This window comes from Micromonospora sp. WMMD1102 (assembly GCF_029626265.1).
In the GTDB taxonomy this organism is placed as follows: domain Bacteria; phylum Actinomycetota; class Actinomycetes; order Mycobacteriales; family Micromonosporaceae; genus Plantactinospora.
In genome coordinates this window covers 3,228,252-3,244,800 of record NZ_JARUBN010000001.1, presented here as the reverse complement: position 1 = coordinate 3,244,800, position 16,549 = coordinate 3,228,252, and the positions used below count along the sequence as shown (strand labels likewise).

Annotated in this window: 13 protein-coding genes; 10 read left to right on the top strand and 3 right to left on the bottom strand. The window is 67.8% G+C overall.

What is annotated here, in order from left to right; genetic code table 11:
* The first annotated feature begins 88 nt into the window (after positions 1–88).
* The 6 genes from O7626_RS14460 to O7626_RS14435 all read left to right on the top strand — a co-directional run bounded on the left by O7626_RS14460 (position 89) and on the right by O7626_RS14435 (position 3,903).
* On the top strand, positions 89–328 hold the full coding sequence (locus tag O7626_RS14460) for a helix-turn-helix transcriptional regulator (protein ID WP_278061690.1): 240 nt from the start codon (positions 89–91) through the stop codon (positions 326–328).
* An 840-nt stretch (positions 329–1,168) separates the two neighbouring features.
* Positions 1,169–2,137, top strand: coding sequence for an AAA family ATPase (locus O7626_RS14455; RefSeq protein ID WP_278061689.1), 969 nt, complete (start codon positions 1,169–1,171; stop codon positions 2,135–2,137).
* Positions 2,134–2,658, top strand: a complete 525-nt coding sequence (locus O7626_RS14450) for a hypothetical protein (protein ID WP_278061688.1) — start codon at positions 2,134–2,136, stop codon at positions 2,656–2,658. Before O7626_RS14455 ends, O7626_RS14450 begins: the two co-directional genes overlap by 4 nt.
* The gene (locus O7626_RS14445) at positions 2,655–3,158 is read left to right on the top strand and encodes a hypothetical protein (protein WP_278061687.1); all 504 of its coding nucleotides are present in this window, start codon (positions 2,655–2,657) and stop codon (positions 3,156–3,158) included. Before O7626_RS14450 ends, O7626_RS14445 begins: the two co-directional genes overlap by 4 nt.
* The gene (locus O7626_RS14440; RefSeq protein WP_278061686.1) at positions 3,155–3,505 is read left to right on the top strand and encodes a hypothetical protein; all 351 of its coding nucleotides are present in this window, start codon (positions 3,155–3,157) and stop codon (positions 3,503–3,505) included. The genes O7626_RS14445 and O7626_RS14440 overlap by 4 nt, the downstream gene beginning before the upstream one ends.
* A gap of 71 nt (positions 3,506–3,576) precedes the next feature.
* Positions 3,577–3,903 carry a hypothetical protein gene (locus O7626_RS14435; protein WP_278061685.1) on the top strand — a complete coding sequence of 109 codons (327 nt, stop codon included), beginning with the start codon at positions 3,577–3,579 and terminating at the stop codon, positions 3,901–3,903.
* Between the two features lie 574 nt (positions 3,904–4,477).
* Here the strand turns inward: O7626_RS14435 and O7626_RS14430 are convergent.
* From O7626_RS14430 to O7626_RS14420, 3 genes are all read right to left on the bottom strand, one after another.
* On the bottom strand, positions 4,478–4,810 hold the full coding sequence (locus O7626_RS14430) for a hypothetical protein (protein WP_278061684.1): 333 nt from the start codon (positions 4,808–4,810) through the stop codon (positions 4,478–4,480).
* 13 nt (positions 4,811–4,823) lie between these two features.
* Positions 4,824–11,576 (bottom strand): polymorphic toxin-type HINT domain-containing protein, encoded by a 6,753-nt coding sequence (locus tag O7626_RS14425; RefSeq protein ID WP_278061683.1) that lies wholly within the window; start codon positions 11,574–11,576, stop codon positions 4,824–4,826.
* Positions 11,577–11,639: 63 nt separating this feature from the next.
* Complete coding sequence (locus tag O7626_RS14420; RefSeq protein ID WP_278061682.1) at positions 11,640–11,849, bottom strand: hypothetical protein; 210 nt, start codon at positions 11,847–11,849, stop codon at positions 11,640–11,642.
* Between the two features lie 830 nt (positions 11,850–12,679).
* Between O7626_RS14420 and O7626_RS14415 the strand changes: the two genes are divergently transcribed.
* The 4 genes from O7626_RS14415 to O7626_RS14400 all read left to right on the top strand — a co-directional run bounded on the left by O7626_RS14415 (position 12,680) and on the right by O7626_RS14400 (position 16,537).
* Positions 12,680–13,240 (top strand): hypothetical protein, encoded by a 561-nt coding sequence (locus O7626_RS14415; protein ID WP_278061681.1) that lies wholly within the window; start codon positions 12,680–12,682, stop codon positions 13,238–13,240.
* Between the two features lie 1,053 nt (positions 13,241–14,293).
* Positions 14,294–14,752 (top strand): hypothetical protein, encoded by a 459-nt coding sequence (locus tag O7626_RS14410; protein WP_278061680.1) that lies wholly within the window; start codon positions 14,294–14,296, stop codon positions 14,750–14,752.
* A gap of 272 nt (positions 14,753–15,024) precedes the next feature.
* On the top strand, positions 15,025–15,546 hold the full coding sequence (locus O7626_RS14405) for a hypothetical protein (RefSeq protein WP_278061679.1): 522 nt from the start codon (positions 15,025–15,027) through the stop codon (positions 15,544–15,546).
* A gap of 103 nt (positions 15,547–15,649) precedes the next feature.
* Positions 15,650–16,537, top strand: a complete 888-nt coding sequence (locus O7626_RS14400) for a hypothetical protein (protein ID WP_278061678.1) — start codon at positions 15,650–15,652, stop codon at positions 16,535–16,537.
* Positions 16,538–16,549 lie beyond the last annotated feature (12 nt).

Here is a 16,549-nt window from a genome sequence, read left to right as displayed (position 1 = left end):
GACGAGGACACCGCGCCGATTCCGAATGCTGCTGGTCGTTGCCAGTAGTGGGTTTCGACCTTTGCTAGTGTTTGCTAGTCTATTCCGCATGGACGCCACTACCAGGCAGGCCCGAAAGGGCCCGCAGGGGATCAGCGCCCGCACGGAGGAGATGGCAAACCTGCGTACCCGCGCCGGACTGTCACTGACCGACCTGGCCGACCGGGCCGGGATCTCCCTGGGACACATGAGCAACGTCGCCCACGGGCGGCGGCGCATCAGCCCCCGGGGAGCAGCCCGGGTGGCCACCGTGCTCAACGTCGACATCCCCGACGTGTTCCACACCTGACCGGGCCCAGACACCCGAGGCACGCCGGCCCCAGCGCCCACTACCGCCGGGGCCGGCACCACACCCAAGGAGCAACAACCCAGTGAGTACGACCCTGCCCGAAACCGTGGACGGCGCCACCCCGTGCGCCGCCCCCGGCTGCGGCGCCCCCCTCAACCAGCACCCACGCACACCGGTACCGGGCATCCCCACCACCGGCCCGTTCCGGGTCGCAGACCAGTACGCCGGCAACGTCACCTGCGCCTACCGGCTCCACCTGTACCAGCGCGGCACCACCACCGTCACCGTCGAACTCAAGGGCTGCGGCTGCCCACGCGGAGAAGCCTGCCCCTGCCTGGCACAGGAACTCGAAGCACGGCGGCAACTACGTGTTCTCTCCGGGCCTTTCGGGCCCCACCTCTCCAGCAAGTTCTGGACCCTCCAGCCACGGAATGTGTCCATGTCTCGATGGAAACTCCAGTTCCAGTTGGCTCCACCAGTCCCAGAAGCCGGAACGGTCGTACTTCGGCCGGAGGAGCCCCACCAACCCGCCACCAACCCGCCAACGCCGTGGAGCTGCGCTCCGACCAGCGACGCCTTGGGGCGGCGATTCGGTGGCAAGCCGGTCGAAGACCGGCGCGGCAGCAACTCGGCGCTGAGCGACGCGAACCGGTGGGGCCGCGATAACGCCGCCAGCCATCGACGCCCATGTGGGGCCGCAGGTTTCTGGAATCGACGTGGCGGGTCCAGGAATCGATGGAGCAGTGGGGCCCGAACAAGTCGGCGAGAACAACTACGGGCAGCCGGCCAGACCGGGACAGGACCACGACCCCTTGGCGGCCCCATCCTGCGGGGCCAGCGGTGACCCACTACGCCCCCGCCCGCCGGGAGCAGATGTTCGGCCGGATCGCCATCCAAGGTCCGCCCGGATCCGGCAAGACCCCGCTGGCCCTCACCCTGGCCACCGCCCTTGCCGGACAAGCCCCCGTGGCCGTCATCGACACCGACGGCCGGGCCGCCGAGTACGCCGACCGGTTCACATTCCTCCACACCACCCCGCTTGAGGCCGATCCCGCCGACCTGCCCACCCTGGTAGCCGAGGCCAACCACGCCGGCGCCGGCGCCCTGATCATCGACTCCTACTCCCTGTACTGGTCGGGGCCGGGCGGGGCGCTGGACCGGGTGGACCGCCACAGTGACCGCCGTACCGGCTGGGCCGAGTACCGGCCCATCGAAGCCGCCATCCGGATAGCGCTGCGGACCTTCCCAGGCCACGTGCTGGCCACCCTGCGGGTCAAGACCGAACACGTACCCGAGTACACCGCCACCGAGGCAGGCGACCGGGGCCGGGCCACCACCCGGCGGCTCGGCCTCAAACCCGACCACCGGGAAGGCGTCGAGCACGACTTCCTGACCGTCGGAGACCTGGACACCGACCACGTACTCACGATCACCAAATCCGCGTGCGAGGACCTGGCCGACCGCCGGTTCCACCGCCCCGGCCCGGAACTGGCCGACACCATGGCCGCCTGGCTGGGCCAGGGCATCCCGGTACCCGACCTGCGCGACATCCGCGCCGTGATCGAGAACCCGGCCACCGACACCGCCACCCTCAGGGCAATCCGCGACGACCCCGCCATGGCCGGGTGGATGCCCGCGCCACTCATCGACGAAGACGGCAACCCCCTAACCCTGCGCGACCTGATCAACCGGATCGGCAAACGACGGCTGGCCGAGGAACGAGAAGCACAGAAGGCCGCGCAGACCAGCACCGACCAGACGAACACCGACCCGGCGGCCACTACCCGCCAGACGGAGGAGACACCATGACCACCATCAACGACACCGACCGCGTCGCCAAGGTCGAACAGATCGCATGGCTTGAGGCGATGGCCGCTGAAGCCGGCCGCCGCGCCGAACTTCTCCGAGCCGAACTGGCCGCCGACGCCAAGTCCCTGCTGCTCGACACCGGCATGGCCAAAGTCTGGGACATCCCGGGCCTTGCCACCCTCACCACCGCCATCACCCGACCCAGCGCCACCCTGGACGACCCGAACGCCATGGTCGACTGGCTGATCCTGCGCCACCCCGACCAGGTGATCAAGGTCCCCAACCCCGACTACGTCAAGGCCGCCCGCCGCACCGCCCAACTCATCGACGGCAAGGTCTGCGGGCCGGACGGCAACCCGATCCCCGGACTGGCCTGGAAAGCCGGCGGCCAGTTCCACAACATCCAGATCAAGGTGGCCGCCCCCTTCCGGGAGGTCATGACCGCCCTGGCCATGGAAGCGCTCAACGCCACCGCCGTCAACCCGGCCGCCACCCCGACCACCGCCCAGGCCACCCGATGACCGCCCCAGAACAAGCCACCCCCCACCCGCAGATCGCCCGACAGATCCGCCAAATCGTGATCAGGGCCGCCAACGGCGACCAGCACGGGGCCATCAACGCCCTGGTCACCCTCAACAACGAGCACGGGCCAACAGCCGTCTACAACCTGTGCCGCACCCTGGCCGAGGCCACCCGACGCGTCACCTACGCAATCGCCGGCATCAGCGCCGACGGCGACGGATGCACCATGGTGGCAGTCCTCGGCCCCGACGACCACGTGATCGAACCCGACCAGGCACCCACCGAAGCACAACCCGTCATCTGGGCGGCCCGATTCCTGGCCGCCTACAGCAACGGCGACAACGCCACCGTGGCCGCCCTGTTCCACAGCAGCCGGGAAAGCAGCTTCACCGACACCGGCACCCTGGACCGCCACCTGACCGAAGTCGTCGCCCTACTCGACCTCGGCACGGGCGCCATCCAGGCAGGCTACGTCCACTTCACCGGCAACACCCCATGAACCGGGCCGCACCCACCCTCACCCGGGCCGCCGACCTCATCCGCACCCACGGCCACCACCCGGCCGGCATCGGCAACGGCGGCTACAGCATCCCCGCCGCGATCACCACGGCGGCCGCCGGCACCGACAACCCCCAGCAGGCCAACAACAGCGCCACCCGCTACGTGTTGACCGTCCTGGGCCACCACCCCGACCAGTACGGCCCTCACAGCGCCCGCCGACGCATCCACAGCGACGCGGCGCACCTCGGCGTCGACTGGGCGGTCGCCGTCTGCCAGCAGGCCGCCGCCCTGGCCACCACACAGGAACCCGACACCCCGGCCGCCACCACTACCGGCCGCCACTGACCGACACCCGGGCGGGCGCCACCCACGGCGCCCGCGCGGGCACCGCCAGACGACACAGGAGACACCCCGACATGGCAACACGCACGATCATCGCCGTACTCCTCTGGGCACTGCTCGCCTCGCTCCTGGGCCTCCTCTACGTGGCCCTGCTCGTCGACGGCGCCAGGACCCGCACCCGCAGCTCCCAGGAGCGGGAGGCCAAGGCCAACCAGCGGGCCGAGGACGCCACCGCCCACGCCATCCGGTCCAGCCAGCAAGCCGCCCAGGCAAGCCAGGCCCTGACCCAAGCCCTGGCCGTCATCGACGGCCACCTGCTCAACTGCCCCACCCACCTCGCCGAATGCCCAGACCACATGAACAAGGCGATCCGCCGCCTCATCACCGGCGACCCCCGATGACCGGTCTCAACTACGGCCGCCTGGTTCACCGTCTGCGCCGGGCACCCGCCCACGGCACCCCGATCCCCGGTCCCGACCTGGCCGCCATCGCCGACGAACTCGGCCGCCTGGCCGCACAGGCCCGCGCCAACCTCCCCCGTCACCACCGAGGGGCACACAGGCGCACTGCCGCCCACGCCACCCCCCGGCCGGCCACCGCCCCCGACACCCGAGGCACCTGGCGTGCCCGAGCACCACGCACCGCCGGCTGGGCCACCACACCAAGCGGTTGATCGGATCGTTGCCGGCGTAGCTGTAGCCGTTCCACTGCTGCGGATCCGACAGGTCCTGCACCGGTCGACGCTGATGAACCGACCGATCGTCGGGTCGTACTCGCGGACGCCGAGGTGCGTCAGACCTGTGGTGGAGTCCTGAGTGCCTGACAAACCCCTTCTCCGTCGGCCACCGCCCAGCCGGCGGCTGGGCACCCCGGGGTCCACCGAACGGTGTCGACCGACGATGCCTGATGCCACCCGCCCGTGCGCACACATGACTTTCCGGCTGATGGGCTGGGCAAGGCGGTGCCCTACGGGGTCTACTCAAAGGCCGTCTGATCGGACTGGCCATCCAAGTCTTTCGATAAGAAGAGCAGTCGGCCACCCCGACCCGGCCAGGCGCCATCAGGGATACCAACGTACACAGACGCTTCTATCCTAACCGAACCGTCCCGCAAAGCATCGAGCTCGAAAATCATCTCGTCTATGTCCTCATCGACACCCGCATTCTGCTCATGCACAGCGAAGTGCAGGGTAATTTTATCTTCATGAATTTGTACCGAGACAGCTCTTACGTATTCGGAAATCAAGCCAAGGGATGCCTGTAGCGCATCAAGCACCACCTCATTTTCATATTCGAGCCGAGACGCCATGACCCTCACTCCATCAGGAAGCCGACCAGTTTGGGTTTATAGGGACAACACTAGGACTCTTCGTCCCCTTAATCATGAAGATATTCGTTGGTTGGTCGGTATAGCCAGAGCGGGGGTTATTGTTGAATCCAGTCACTTCGTTATACCGGACCACGATATTGCCATTAGCGGTCCGACCAAGAACGGTGGCGCCACCGGAGTGGTATGCATCTAGAACCTCCTGCGCCTCGCCGTGCGTTCTAAAATATCCCCCTCCATTGTGCAATGGATCGCCCGCCACATGACGACTCTGCTTCTGTCGGCTAATAGTCGTCGATACGCCACAACCGCTCGGGTTCGTATTATGCACGAGGACGGGCGTGTTGCCGGCGAGCACATAGTACGTGTGGATGTCGTCGACCGTGAGGTTGTAGGCGGCCGCCAAGGTCGCGGTTGTGTTCAGCAGGCCGACGACGGGCACGGTTGCACCTGTGGCGGTCAGGAGCAGGTCGCCCTGGTCGAGGTGTTGGGCGTCTTGCCACTGTTGGTCGGTGTGGTTCCAGAAGGGGTGGTCTTCGGTGGTTGTGATCGTGGTGCCGTTGACCAGCTTGAGGTCTACGAGTTGGTCCCCGTGCACCCAGATGTGGGTTACTTCACGCGGCCCGTGCTCGCGGGTTTCTGGATCGGTTGCGAGGACGAGGTCGCCGACCTTGATGTCTTCGATACGTTTGGTGCTGCCGTCGGCCATGAGGATCTGGGTGTCTGCCGCGAAGCTGCGGAAGCAGCTGCCTCCTGGCCGGGAACGGCCGCGGCCCTTACCGCCGGCGGGAGCCGATTGCAGGCTCTCGAACAGGTTGAAGAACGGATCTGAGGCTACGCGTTGCTCGTAGTAGCCCAAGCCATCGATCTGCCCGACCCACTCCGTGTTTTCGAGAGCCCACTGCGAGCACCAGTCGGCGTGTTCCTGGCAAATCCTAAAGCCTACGTAGTATTCCTTGTCCCCAAGGCCAAGCCCGGCACCGTCGATGGACCACTTGTTGATCGCGTCCTCGAGTGCCTTGCGGTCCGGCGCCCCGATTACCTTGTCCCCGAGGATGATAGCCGGCTTCTTTTTCGGCGGCGGTTTCGGGGCAGTGGGCTTTTTCTTGGCTACGCCCCACTTATTGGTCTTCGGGTTCTTGGCGAGTTTGGTTCCCTTGCCGCCGCCGCTGCTCCAGTAGCGGTCCTCCTCGTAGCCGCCGTTGGTGGCGAGGGGTCGGTATCCGTCGGGGTCGCTGAGGGTGCTGGGGTTGTTGTTGGCGTAGCTGTAGCCGTGCATCTGTTGGGGGTCGGTCAGGTCCATGACCGGGTCGATGCTGATGAAGCGGCCGAGGGTGGGGTCGTATTCGCGGGCGCCGAGGTGGACCAGGCTGGTGTCGTCGTTGGTGCCGCCGACGAAGCCTTTCGTGCCGAGCCAGGGGGTTGGGGTGGTGCCGCGGTCTTCGCCGTAGGGCATGGTGCGGCGGCGTTGGCAGGCCAAGGTGCCGGCGTCGATCTGGAGCTGGCCGGTGCCCTGGTGGTTGTTGACGGTCCACTTGAGTCCGGTGACGTCGCGGACGGCGTAGCCGTTGTAGTAGCGGGTGCCGTCGGGTTGGCCGCTGCCGGTGGCGAGGGCGAGTTCGGTGCCGCCGAGGTAGAGGGTGGTCTTGCCTGGTGCCCGGGAGATGAGCCGGTTGCCGTCGGCGTCATACAGGTAGCTGGTGGTCTGCCCGTTTTCGGTCAGGGTGGCGAGGTGGCCCTCGGGGTCCCAGGTGAGGGTTTGGCTGTTGCCGGTCTCGGTGGTGCGGGTGAGGGTGTTACCGGCGGTGTCGTAGGTGAAGGCCCGGGTGGGAGTGCCGGCTTTGGGACCGGTCGCGGTCACGCCGGTGACGGTGTGCGGGCGGGGTTGTCCCGCTGCGGGGGTGGTGTAGGTCCAGGTGGTGTCGCCGGCGGGGTCCTTGTCGGTCTGGGTGAGCCGGTTGCCCACCTTGTCGAAGGTCCACTTCCGCCAGTACGGGTCCGCGCCCGCGCGTTGTGGGGTGGCGCAGGTCCAGGATGCTTCGGTCCACGCCTCGGTCAACCGTTGCAGGTGGTCGTAGGTGAAGCACTCGACCTGGTCGCGGGTGCCGTTGGTCTTGCCGGCGATGGCGGCGATCAGCCCGTTGTCCCGGTAGCCGTACTCGGTGGTGTACTTGTCGTCCCAGTTGCCGGGGCTGGTTTGGTTTTCCGTGTCGACCTGGATGTTGGTCAGGCGACGGTGTCCGGTGTCGTGCTGGGTGGTGACCCGGACCCGCTTGTCAGCGTTGCCGAGGTAGGTGCGGTACGCGAGGCCGTCGTAGGCGTATTCGACGTCAGCGAGGTAGGTCTGCTGGGCGGAGCTCATCGAGTCGAGCAGGCCCTGGTTGAGGTAGTTGTAGGTCAGAGTCTCGGCGGGCAGCCCTCCGACGCCGGGGTGGGTGACGGTCGCGACCGCACCGTTGACCTTGTAGGTCATTCCCGTGGTGTAGCTGCCGGCGAGGGCTCCGTTGCTGGTTGACGCGGGAATGGAGACCGTCGAGGACAGCGGCCGGTAGCCGTCGTCGTACGAGCCGACGCTGGTGGTGTAGGCCAGCCCGTCCGTGTCGTATCGGGTGGCGCTGCTCAGCTGGCCTTTGGCGGCGGTGTCGTAGGTCCACTGGGCCGCCAACCGTCCGGTGGGGCTGTCCTCCCGGATCTCGGTGTGGCGGTCGAGGTTGTCGTAGTGGTGGTAGTGCTTCTTGCCCCGCCCGTCCGTCGTCGCCTTCACGGTGCCGGTGCTGTGGTACTCGGTGAGTGTGGTGCCCGCGTCCGGGTCGGCCGCCTGGGTCTTGCGACCGAGCAGGTCGTAGTCGTAGCTCCAGGTGTTGCCGGCAGGATCGGTGACTGAGGTCAACTCGCCGCGCAGGTTGTAGTCATACCCGGTGTGGTCGTAATCACCGTCGAGGTCCGAGGTGTGGTACTGGCGCTTCTCCACGACCTGTCCGCGATCGTCGACGATCGCTCGGGTCGGGAACCCGCCCGCCGGTGGTACGACGGTGGTGGAATTCCAGGTGTAGGAGGTGGTGGTTTTCCAGGAGTACTGCCCCAGTGACCAACTTTCGGCCTCTGTCTGCCGACCACGGCCGTCATAGGTGTAGCGGGTCTGCCGCTCGATCGCCGAGTCTGCCGCCGTCACCAGGGTCGACGTCGGTCCGGAGTTGGTATTCCAGAAAGCGGACTCCTTCACCGTCAGGCCCCGCTCGTCGAACACCCGCTCGGTGATGATCCGCTTGCTATCCGCCGCGACCGTCTGGGTCTGGCGATGCTGCGACAGCCCGCCGTAGATGTCGTACGACTCGATCTGGTTCCCGTTCGGGCCCAACGCCCTCGTCCGGATCCAGGACGGCGCTGTCTGGGACACGGTGTATGTGTAGGCCGCATCCGGAGTGCCCGTGGTATTGCCCGGCCTGGTGACGGTCAACAACCGGCCCAACGGGTCGTAGGTACCGGTGGTCACTTTGGTGTTGGGGTCAGTCACCGTCAACGGCAGACCACGGGAGACATCGAGAGTGGTCGTCGTGGTGTGCAGGGCCGCGTTGGTGACCGCTACCTGGGTGTTCAGCCGGTCCGCGTTCTCGGTGTAGATGGTCGTGGTGGTTCGGTTCAGGGCATCGGTGGACGAGGTGATCTGACCATGCGGGTTGTAGACCACGTTTTGTGACGCGATCTGCCAACCACCATCGACGTAATTCTCGGTCTTGGTCACGTTGCCCCGGCCCGGCGCCCCACCATGGGCCAGACCGTCGTAGTAGTAGCGGGTGTCGCCCAGCAGGGCGCCCGGGGTCTCCGCGCAGCCCTCCGCCCGATCCGTCCGCTGCTTGACGAACTCGTACTTGTACCCGGTAGCGTTGTCGGCGTACGCGTACGTGGTACAGGTCTCGTCACCGTCGGCGGAATTGCCTTCGTCGGAGACCGTGAGGACCCGCCCGTACGTGGAGTCGAAGCCGGTATCGACCCGGGCTCGTTGCGACCAGGCGCCGTCGACCCACTCCCACCGGGTCTCGACCTTCGTCCGGGTGATGTATGACTTGTGGACGTTCGGCACCGCCCAATCCGTCGACAACGTCCGGGTGCCGGTGGTGACAGCCCACGGATCATGCTTGAGAATCTGCACCACGGTGCCGCCGGCACGATCGTAGATCCGCTCGTTGAGCAGATGTCCACGCCGATACTCGGTATCCCATGCCGCTCCGCCACCAACTACTGAGTCGAACGGAGTGACGCTCACCGAGCGGGTTCCGGTATCGATGACGTCACCATCCAGGCCGCGCAGATACAGGTAATCTGTCTGGGACCTGGTACCGGCGGTCGGGTTACCCTTCCTCACGGTGACGTTGGTGTAGCCCGCCCACTCCGACCAGGACCGCTTGGGCAACGACGCCCCCCACACCGCCGCGCCCTTCGACAGCCCCCACAGCACGCTGCTGGAGGAGTTCTCCGTCGAATAGCCGTATTCGGTGGTGATCGGCGGGGAGCCACCGACCAGGTCGGATTCGACGATCTTGGCCGTGATCCGCTTGTGCCACCATGACCAGCCGGTCTCACCCGACGGGTTGGTGTAGTACTGCGCGAAGCAGCGCTTGGAGTTCTGGTCGGGATCCGGGAACGTACCACCGAACGTGCACCCGGTGTCATTGCCCGCATAGGTGACGTCGACCTGGCCGCCCGTCTCCGTCTGCAGCCTTGTGATGCGGTACTTCTCGTGCGACTTCATCGTGCCGGCCGGATCGTAGTCCGCCCGGTTCTGGGTCTTCGTACCAAAGGCCAACAGCTTCGGCAGAGTCACCGACCCGCCACTCTTGCCGCTGTGTTCGATATTGGACAGCCACAGCACCGGCGACGGCGCCGTCGGGAAAGAGTGCCCTATCACCCACTCGTCCACCGGTGAGTACGTCCCACTCTTCAGCACCTGGGTCGTGACCTTCGACACCCGCTTGCTTGACCAGAACGTCGGCGCCAGGTTATTCGCGCACGGCGCGGTCAGGCATTCGAGATCCCACGGCGTATCCGGCCAGTTCGTCTCGTTCCGCGTACCACAGGAACTGGTCACACAGCGGTCGGAGTTGGTGAACACCACCCGCGCCGGCGCCGTCACAGACGAGCCATCAGAGGTATGGGTCCCGTATTCGATTCGATTCAGGTGCACCGCACGGTGGTAGGCCACCGTCGTCGACGCCGAGTTCATCAACCCGGTACGCACCGTATCCCGGTCGTACCAGTACGAGATCTCGTTGCCGTTACGGTCCACGACGTAGTCGAGCATCCACCGCCACGCCTGCTGACACCGAGACGCGGACGCCGACGACGAACTGAAACACGGCTCACCCGAATGGTTGGCGAACACCGGCACCACCGGAGCGGAGTTGGTGTTCCCCTTGCCGTTCGGCAGAGTCTGCCGACCGAACCAGTACTGCGTCCCGTCCGCCGTGGTGATTTTCCAGTGCTCACCGTTGTCATCGCCGTTCGAGGCACCGGTCAACAACTCGACCTTCGACCCGTCATCGTCGGCCAGCCGCCACTTGCCGTCACTGGCCAGCACGATCTCACCAACCGTGCCATTAAGCGTGACCTGCGCGTTCGGCTGCCGCCAACACAGGTCCGCCGTAGCGGCCAGCGCCGTCCAGTGCGGCGACAGTGCCGGCTCCGAATCGTCGGCGCACGGCCGGTAGGTCCGCTCGATGAAGCCAGGAGTGTAATTCCAACCCTCACCAAACGTCGACGGCTGGGTGTTCGATCCCGCCGTCTGCCCATCCACCGCCCCCGAGCTGTACGCCAGACCCACCTCCGGCACCAGACCACCCGGCACCGACGGCGCCGCCATCGGATACGAGTACGTGAAATCACCCGAGTTACCGCTGACCGCCCACGTCGAGGACTCCTCCAAGTCCGACTTCGAAAAGTCCCCCGTCTCAGTGGAAGAGCCACTGGCAGCCAACACCACCAGTCGATCAACGTCTCTGGCCGGTGCCCCGGCACCCGCCGTCTGGTCCTCTCCGGTCGCCGCGGCGGGCCTGGCAGGCAACTCGACCTCAGCGGTGATCACACCAGCCTCACCGTCATTGACGGAGTCAAGCCAACCGACCTGCCCACACTGCTCAACCTCTGGGCTGGCCAACACACACGCCGGCATCGTCGCCAGACGCAGCCGCCACGCCCAGTCACCCCCATACGCATGCGCGAAAGCCGAATAATCCACCCGAAGCTCCACCCGGCCACCGGTGCCGCCATCAACGCGCTCGACCTTCAACGCCAGCGGCACCCCCGCACGCCCGGCCACCTTTCGATCGAGAAGTTCGACCCGCACCCTGCCCGGCAACTCCGACGCGCCCGCCGCATCCGCCAACCCCCGACTCGACAGGACATCCAGATCGACATCGTCCACCGCCGTCACCGTCACCGGCAGACCACCCGGCTCCACCGACCCCGGCAGACGTCGCGACCGGTCAGATGACAGCGGCAGGTCCACCACCGCAGAGCCCCGGGACGGCCACTCCACCGACTCACCCTTGTAAACCGGCATCGCCGGCAACGGCTTCGGCTTCGTCGCCGCCGACGACACCCGCACCGGACGCTCCCGCCCACCCGGCTCCGCCGCCAACGCCGCCGGCACCGCCGGCACCACACCCACCAACGAAGCCAGCAACGACCCCACAAGCAACGACGACAGAAAACGGGCGCGACGGCGCGCAGAAGCCTTACGGTGCGTAGACACGCGAACCCCCGTGGGCCAGATGATCAGCAGGTTCCACGAGTATCGATGCGATCACAGTCCGTGTCAATATTCACAGGCAACGTTCAACGCTTGTTCAGGCCACTTTGGACAGCGGAGGGCGAGCGCGAGCTTCTGGCCGACGCGAAATCCATCGTTGAACGCGTGGATCACGTCCCAGACGTCGTCCTCGGGCACCTTCAGCAGGTGGCCGAGGCCCGGCCCCGGCTGGCCCTGGGCGGACATCAGCACCACGATGGCCCGCCGCAGCCTCACCGGTCCTTCCCGGCCCGAGTAATCCATGGCAACCGCTGCCCGTCGGCCAGCGACACCTGCCGGACGAACACCCCCGCTGCCGCCCGCTCGCACCGGTTTTCGAGGTCGCCTGGGCGGATTTCCCCGCTCGTCCGCACCCCTTCCGTATCCGGGTGCGCCTGCTTAAGAGGGTCTGTGGATCAGCGTCCTGATAGACCCCCTACACCTGTGCCGCCAGGGGAGCCACCAGCCCCGCGCGCAGGTCGACGTCACCCGTCCGCGCCGCCAACCCAATAAGGCCCCGGGGGAGGGCTGAAGCGGTACCCAGAGGATGCGGCTTCACGGCGGACCGGACCACGCGGGCCGCCGCCTCGGATCGCGTCATCGCCCAGTGATCCGACCGCAGGGTCCCGTCGACTGACCATCCACTGTGATCCTGCGGTCGGGTAGAGCCGCCGAGACCATCGATCGGGTCGAAGGCGATGACTTCAAGCTAGCGTCCTAGGATGCGCTACGCATTGTGCCAACAGCCTCATCAGGAAAGGCAGTCTCAGCACCAACCTGAAAAAAGGGGTCGAGATCGATCAACTCGGCGAACCAACGCAACGAGGAGCGGCTAGGCGGCAGAGACAAGCAAGCACCAGCAATGACTCGCAAACATAGGAGACGATAGGACACGATCACCATCAGCGAACACGGGGGATGTCGTGCGGGGAGAACTGCTGTTGACGGTGGGCCGACTGCGGGCCGGCTGGCGGGCGCTCTCCGGCGCCTCCACCTTGGACCGCCCAGGGCCGCGACCTGGGGCCACGATGTCGGATGAGCGGCGGGCGGCGCTAGACGCTCGGGCGGTGTATGAGCGGGGGCACAGGTATCGGTGGCTGCGCGACGGGCTGGCCCCGTCGGCGTCGATGCCGGCACCGGCATCGGTGGATCTGCTGGACGTGCGGACGACGCTGGACGCGTCGGTCACCCGGGCCGCCGATCAGGCAGTCCGGTCGGTATCGGGCAGGGGGTGGCCTGCCCCGGCCGGTGGGCTGGCGGTGCGGGTGGTGACCGGGCTGGGTGTGCTGGCGGGGGTGGCCCGGTCGGTGCCGGGAGCGTTGCCGGGGGCGGTGGTGGCCGGGCTGGTCGATGACCTAGCGCCGGTGCTCGGAGCAGTGGAGTTGGCAGCAGGGCTTACGCCGGTGTGGGTGCCGGTGTCAGTAGTGGAGTGTCCGGTGTGCGCGTTGCGGTCGCTGCGGGTGCGTCAGGAGTCCACGGAGGCCCGGGAGTGGGTGGCGGAGTGTGCGTCCCGGGAGTGTGTGTGTAGGGGAGTGGGGTGCCCGTGCGGGGTGCTGGCCCGGGTGCGGGGGCGGCGGCATGTCTGGGCGCGGGATGAGTGGTCGACGCTGGCGACGTTGACGGCGTAGGGGCCTCTCGTTACCTTCGTGACCACAGTGTGCGCTACCACTACAGCGCGCATCTATCGCCACACTGCGGGATTCACTACCCCGCGCCAGACGAACGGAGAGCACCACCCATGAGCAGCGACATCAGGTATGCCCGCAAGGCCAGCAGCCGCTCCCTCAACTTCCATGCGGTGGCCGGGTCCGACGGTGCCCCACACGCACGGTGCAAGCAGACGATCTTGCTGGATGCCTCCGATCTGCGCACCGATGTGCAGGTGGAGGCCAGCACCTACGCCCAGTTCTGTGCGAGCTGCCGGGCCCGGCTACGGGCCGACCGGCAGACGGCCGAGGCGGCTGAGGCTGTCTCCCGGGAGGCCGGCCGGCCGGCGGCGGCTGGTCGAGGACTGCCACGAGGAGGCCCTGGTCGAGGACGGCCGCCGGGCTTACCGGGAGTACGAAACGCGCCGGGCGGCGCTGCGGGCCGCTGACGGCTCCCCGACGTTCGAGCAGGCCCGGCTGATCGTGTCGGTGATCAACCGTGGCGGCAACTGGGTGGGTGCCGGGCCGTGGGACGTGGCCCGGCGGTGTGAGGCCGCCGGCTGGTTCGACGCGGACGGGGACGTGACCGACTCTGGTCGCCGTGCCGTTGGTGGGGAACGGACGGTCACGGTGGACGTTTCGGCGGGGGGACATGGTGGCGTTTCGTGTCTGTGGCTGCCGGGCTCGGGTGATGGACCCGGGCCTGCCGGTCTGGGGTTGCGGACAGGTGTTGCGGGTGGAGGCGACCGGGGTCTGTGACCTGTGTCGGCGGCTGAACCTGCGTGCCGTCGGCGAGGCCGAGGGGGTCGGGGCCTGGCGGATGGAGCGGTTGGAGTCTGGCTCGGGGACTGTCGTCACGGGGTGACCGGCGCAATCCCGCGCCCGACGAGCCGCCTCGTGGAGCGGGTTTGCGCTGGTCAGGGCGGATAACAGATTCGCCCTTGTGGTCGTAGCGACCACGAGTTACAGTAGTGACCACAGCGCGCGGGAGTCACTGCCCCGCACGGAAGCCAGACGAAACGAGATCGGAGAACCATGAGCACGTTCGGCACCACCCTGGCCGACATGAGCCCCCAGACCTTGTCCAGCGCCTACCACTGGGCCCTGGACAAGGTCCGGGGCGGGCACAGCCCGGCCGGCATCCTGCTGGCCCCGGAACTGGAGATCGCACGGCGGCTGGCCGACCTGGAGCCCCACGACCTCTACAGGATGGGGCAGCGGGGACAGCGAAGCCTGCCGGAGGTGGGCGACTATCCGGCAGAACTGGTACTGGCCGCCATCACCCGCCAGGGCGGCAGCGACGCACTGCTGCTCGGCCTGTGCACCGACCGGCTTGAGTACGGCGTGGTCTACCCCGGGCTGCCCGACCACGGCCCGTGCGCGCTGCCCCGGGTGGCCACGCTGCGCCTGCACCTGATCGACAGCAACGGCAAGGACCGGCCGGCGCCGTCGGCCCCCGAGGACGTACGTCACCTGTGCCGCCGCCACGCCTGAACCTGCGTCAGCGGCGCAACGGCTACGACCCGTACGACACGCTCTGACCCACCCGCGCCCCCGGGCCGGTCCGGCCGGCCCGGGGGCGCACCCCTGACACAGCAAAGGCCCGGCCCCACTGTGCCGAGCTCCCGGGCGTCCCGGGTCGGTTGGCTCCGGCACCCTGCCCTCACCAGCAATAAACCCATGGTCCCAAAGACCACCTCCTACAGTCGCGACCACAGCGAGCGGGAGTCACTGCCCCGCACACAAGCCAGACGAACGGAGCACCCGTGATCCAGGCAACCCCCATCAACCCGCCGGCAACCGCCATCGACCCCCACCTCTGCGGTATGAGCGCCACCTACCTGTGCCGGGCATACAACAGCCTCAACGCCCTGACCAAGGACGGGGTGCCCTACCTGGACCGGCCCTTCAACGCGGTCCGGGTGGAGATCTCCCGCCGCATGCGGGGGATGAACCCCGACACCCTGGAAAGCCTGCGCGCCCACGCCTTCTCCACCATCGAGCGGGGCCAGCAGGTGCCGGCCACCCACTACCCGCTGGAACTCATCGAGGACGAGATTTTCCGCCGTGCCGAGACGGACGCCAACGAAACCGGCCCCACCGACCAGGTGTTCCAGCCCGGCGCTAGCGTCATCGTCTACCGGGGTCAGGACGGCAACGCCCACCAGTTGACCGCCAACATCGTCCACCGGACCAGCCGGGCACTGACCGTACTCACCCCCCAGGGGTGGCGGATGCCTATCGGCACCGCCGACGTGATCACCGTGGACGGCGCCCCGCTGTCCTGACACCCGCGTCCCGGACCGGCCACTACCGGCCGGGGCGCCCACCAACATCACCCGGGCGGCCTCACTACCCGCCCGGTACCGCCAGACGAGCACAGGAGACACCATGAGCGAGCACCACAACCCGGACCGGGCCCGGGACTACCAGCGCGCCGCCGACCACGCCGCCCGCCGGGCCGGACGCCACCGGACGGGACCAGACGCGGAACTGGCCCGCTGGGCCGATGAGATCACCGCCGCCCTGCACCGCCGAAACGCCGAGATCTCCCAGGCCGGGGGAGTGGCCCCGTTTCCGGCCCTGTTCGACCTTGCCGGCAACCTGGTGGCGGCAAAACTGACCCCGGCAAGCCGCTACCCGGGGCGGTTCGCCTGGGCTCTACTTGCCGGCGACCACCCGCAGAGCGCGGTCACCGGATGGGTAGGTGCCCACCCCAAGCGGCCCACCACCCTGCCGAACAAGGGCTACCGGGAGGGTGTCGTCCTGGCCCCGGCACGGGCCAAGCTGTGGGCGCCCCCGGGGGCGCGGGGGCCGGAATCCGCCCACCTGGTCAGGGTGGTCGACGAGCGGACCGACGGCGGCTTCTCGCGCCGGGTGACGGTGATCAACCACGGGCTGGGACCCCTTGCCCCTCCAGTGCCGGCAGGCCAGAGCCTGCCGCCGGTGGAGGAGTTGACCGTCTGGGACGTAACCAGCCTGGCGGCGGCGATCCTGGCCCGTTACCCGGACGCCAGCGCCGAGGACATGAGGGGTGTCCGCGCGGCGGTGATCGTGACCGTGACCTACGCCGAGGGGCGGACGGTCCAGATCAGCGCCGGCCCCGGTCTGGTGTGGCCGGACCGCAGCGTAGCCACCGCCGAGCAGTGGCCGGAGATCATGGCCCCGCGCCTGCGGGAGGGGATCAATGCCTGGGAGACGGCCGAGCGTACGGCCCGCCGAGTGCTGGCCGACCGGGCCTCACGAACCGGTCTGCCGCTCTGGTTCGTCCGGCACTGACACACCCGCCCC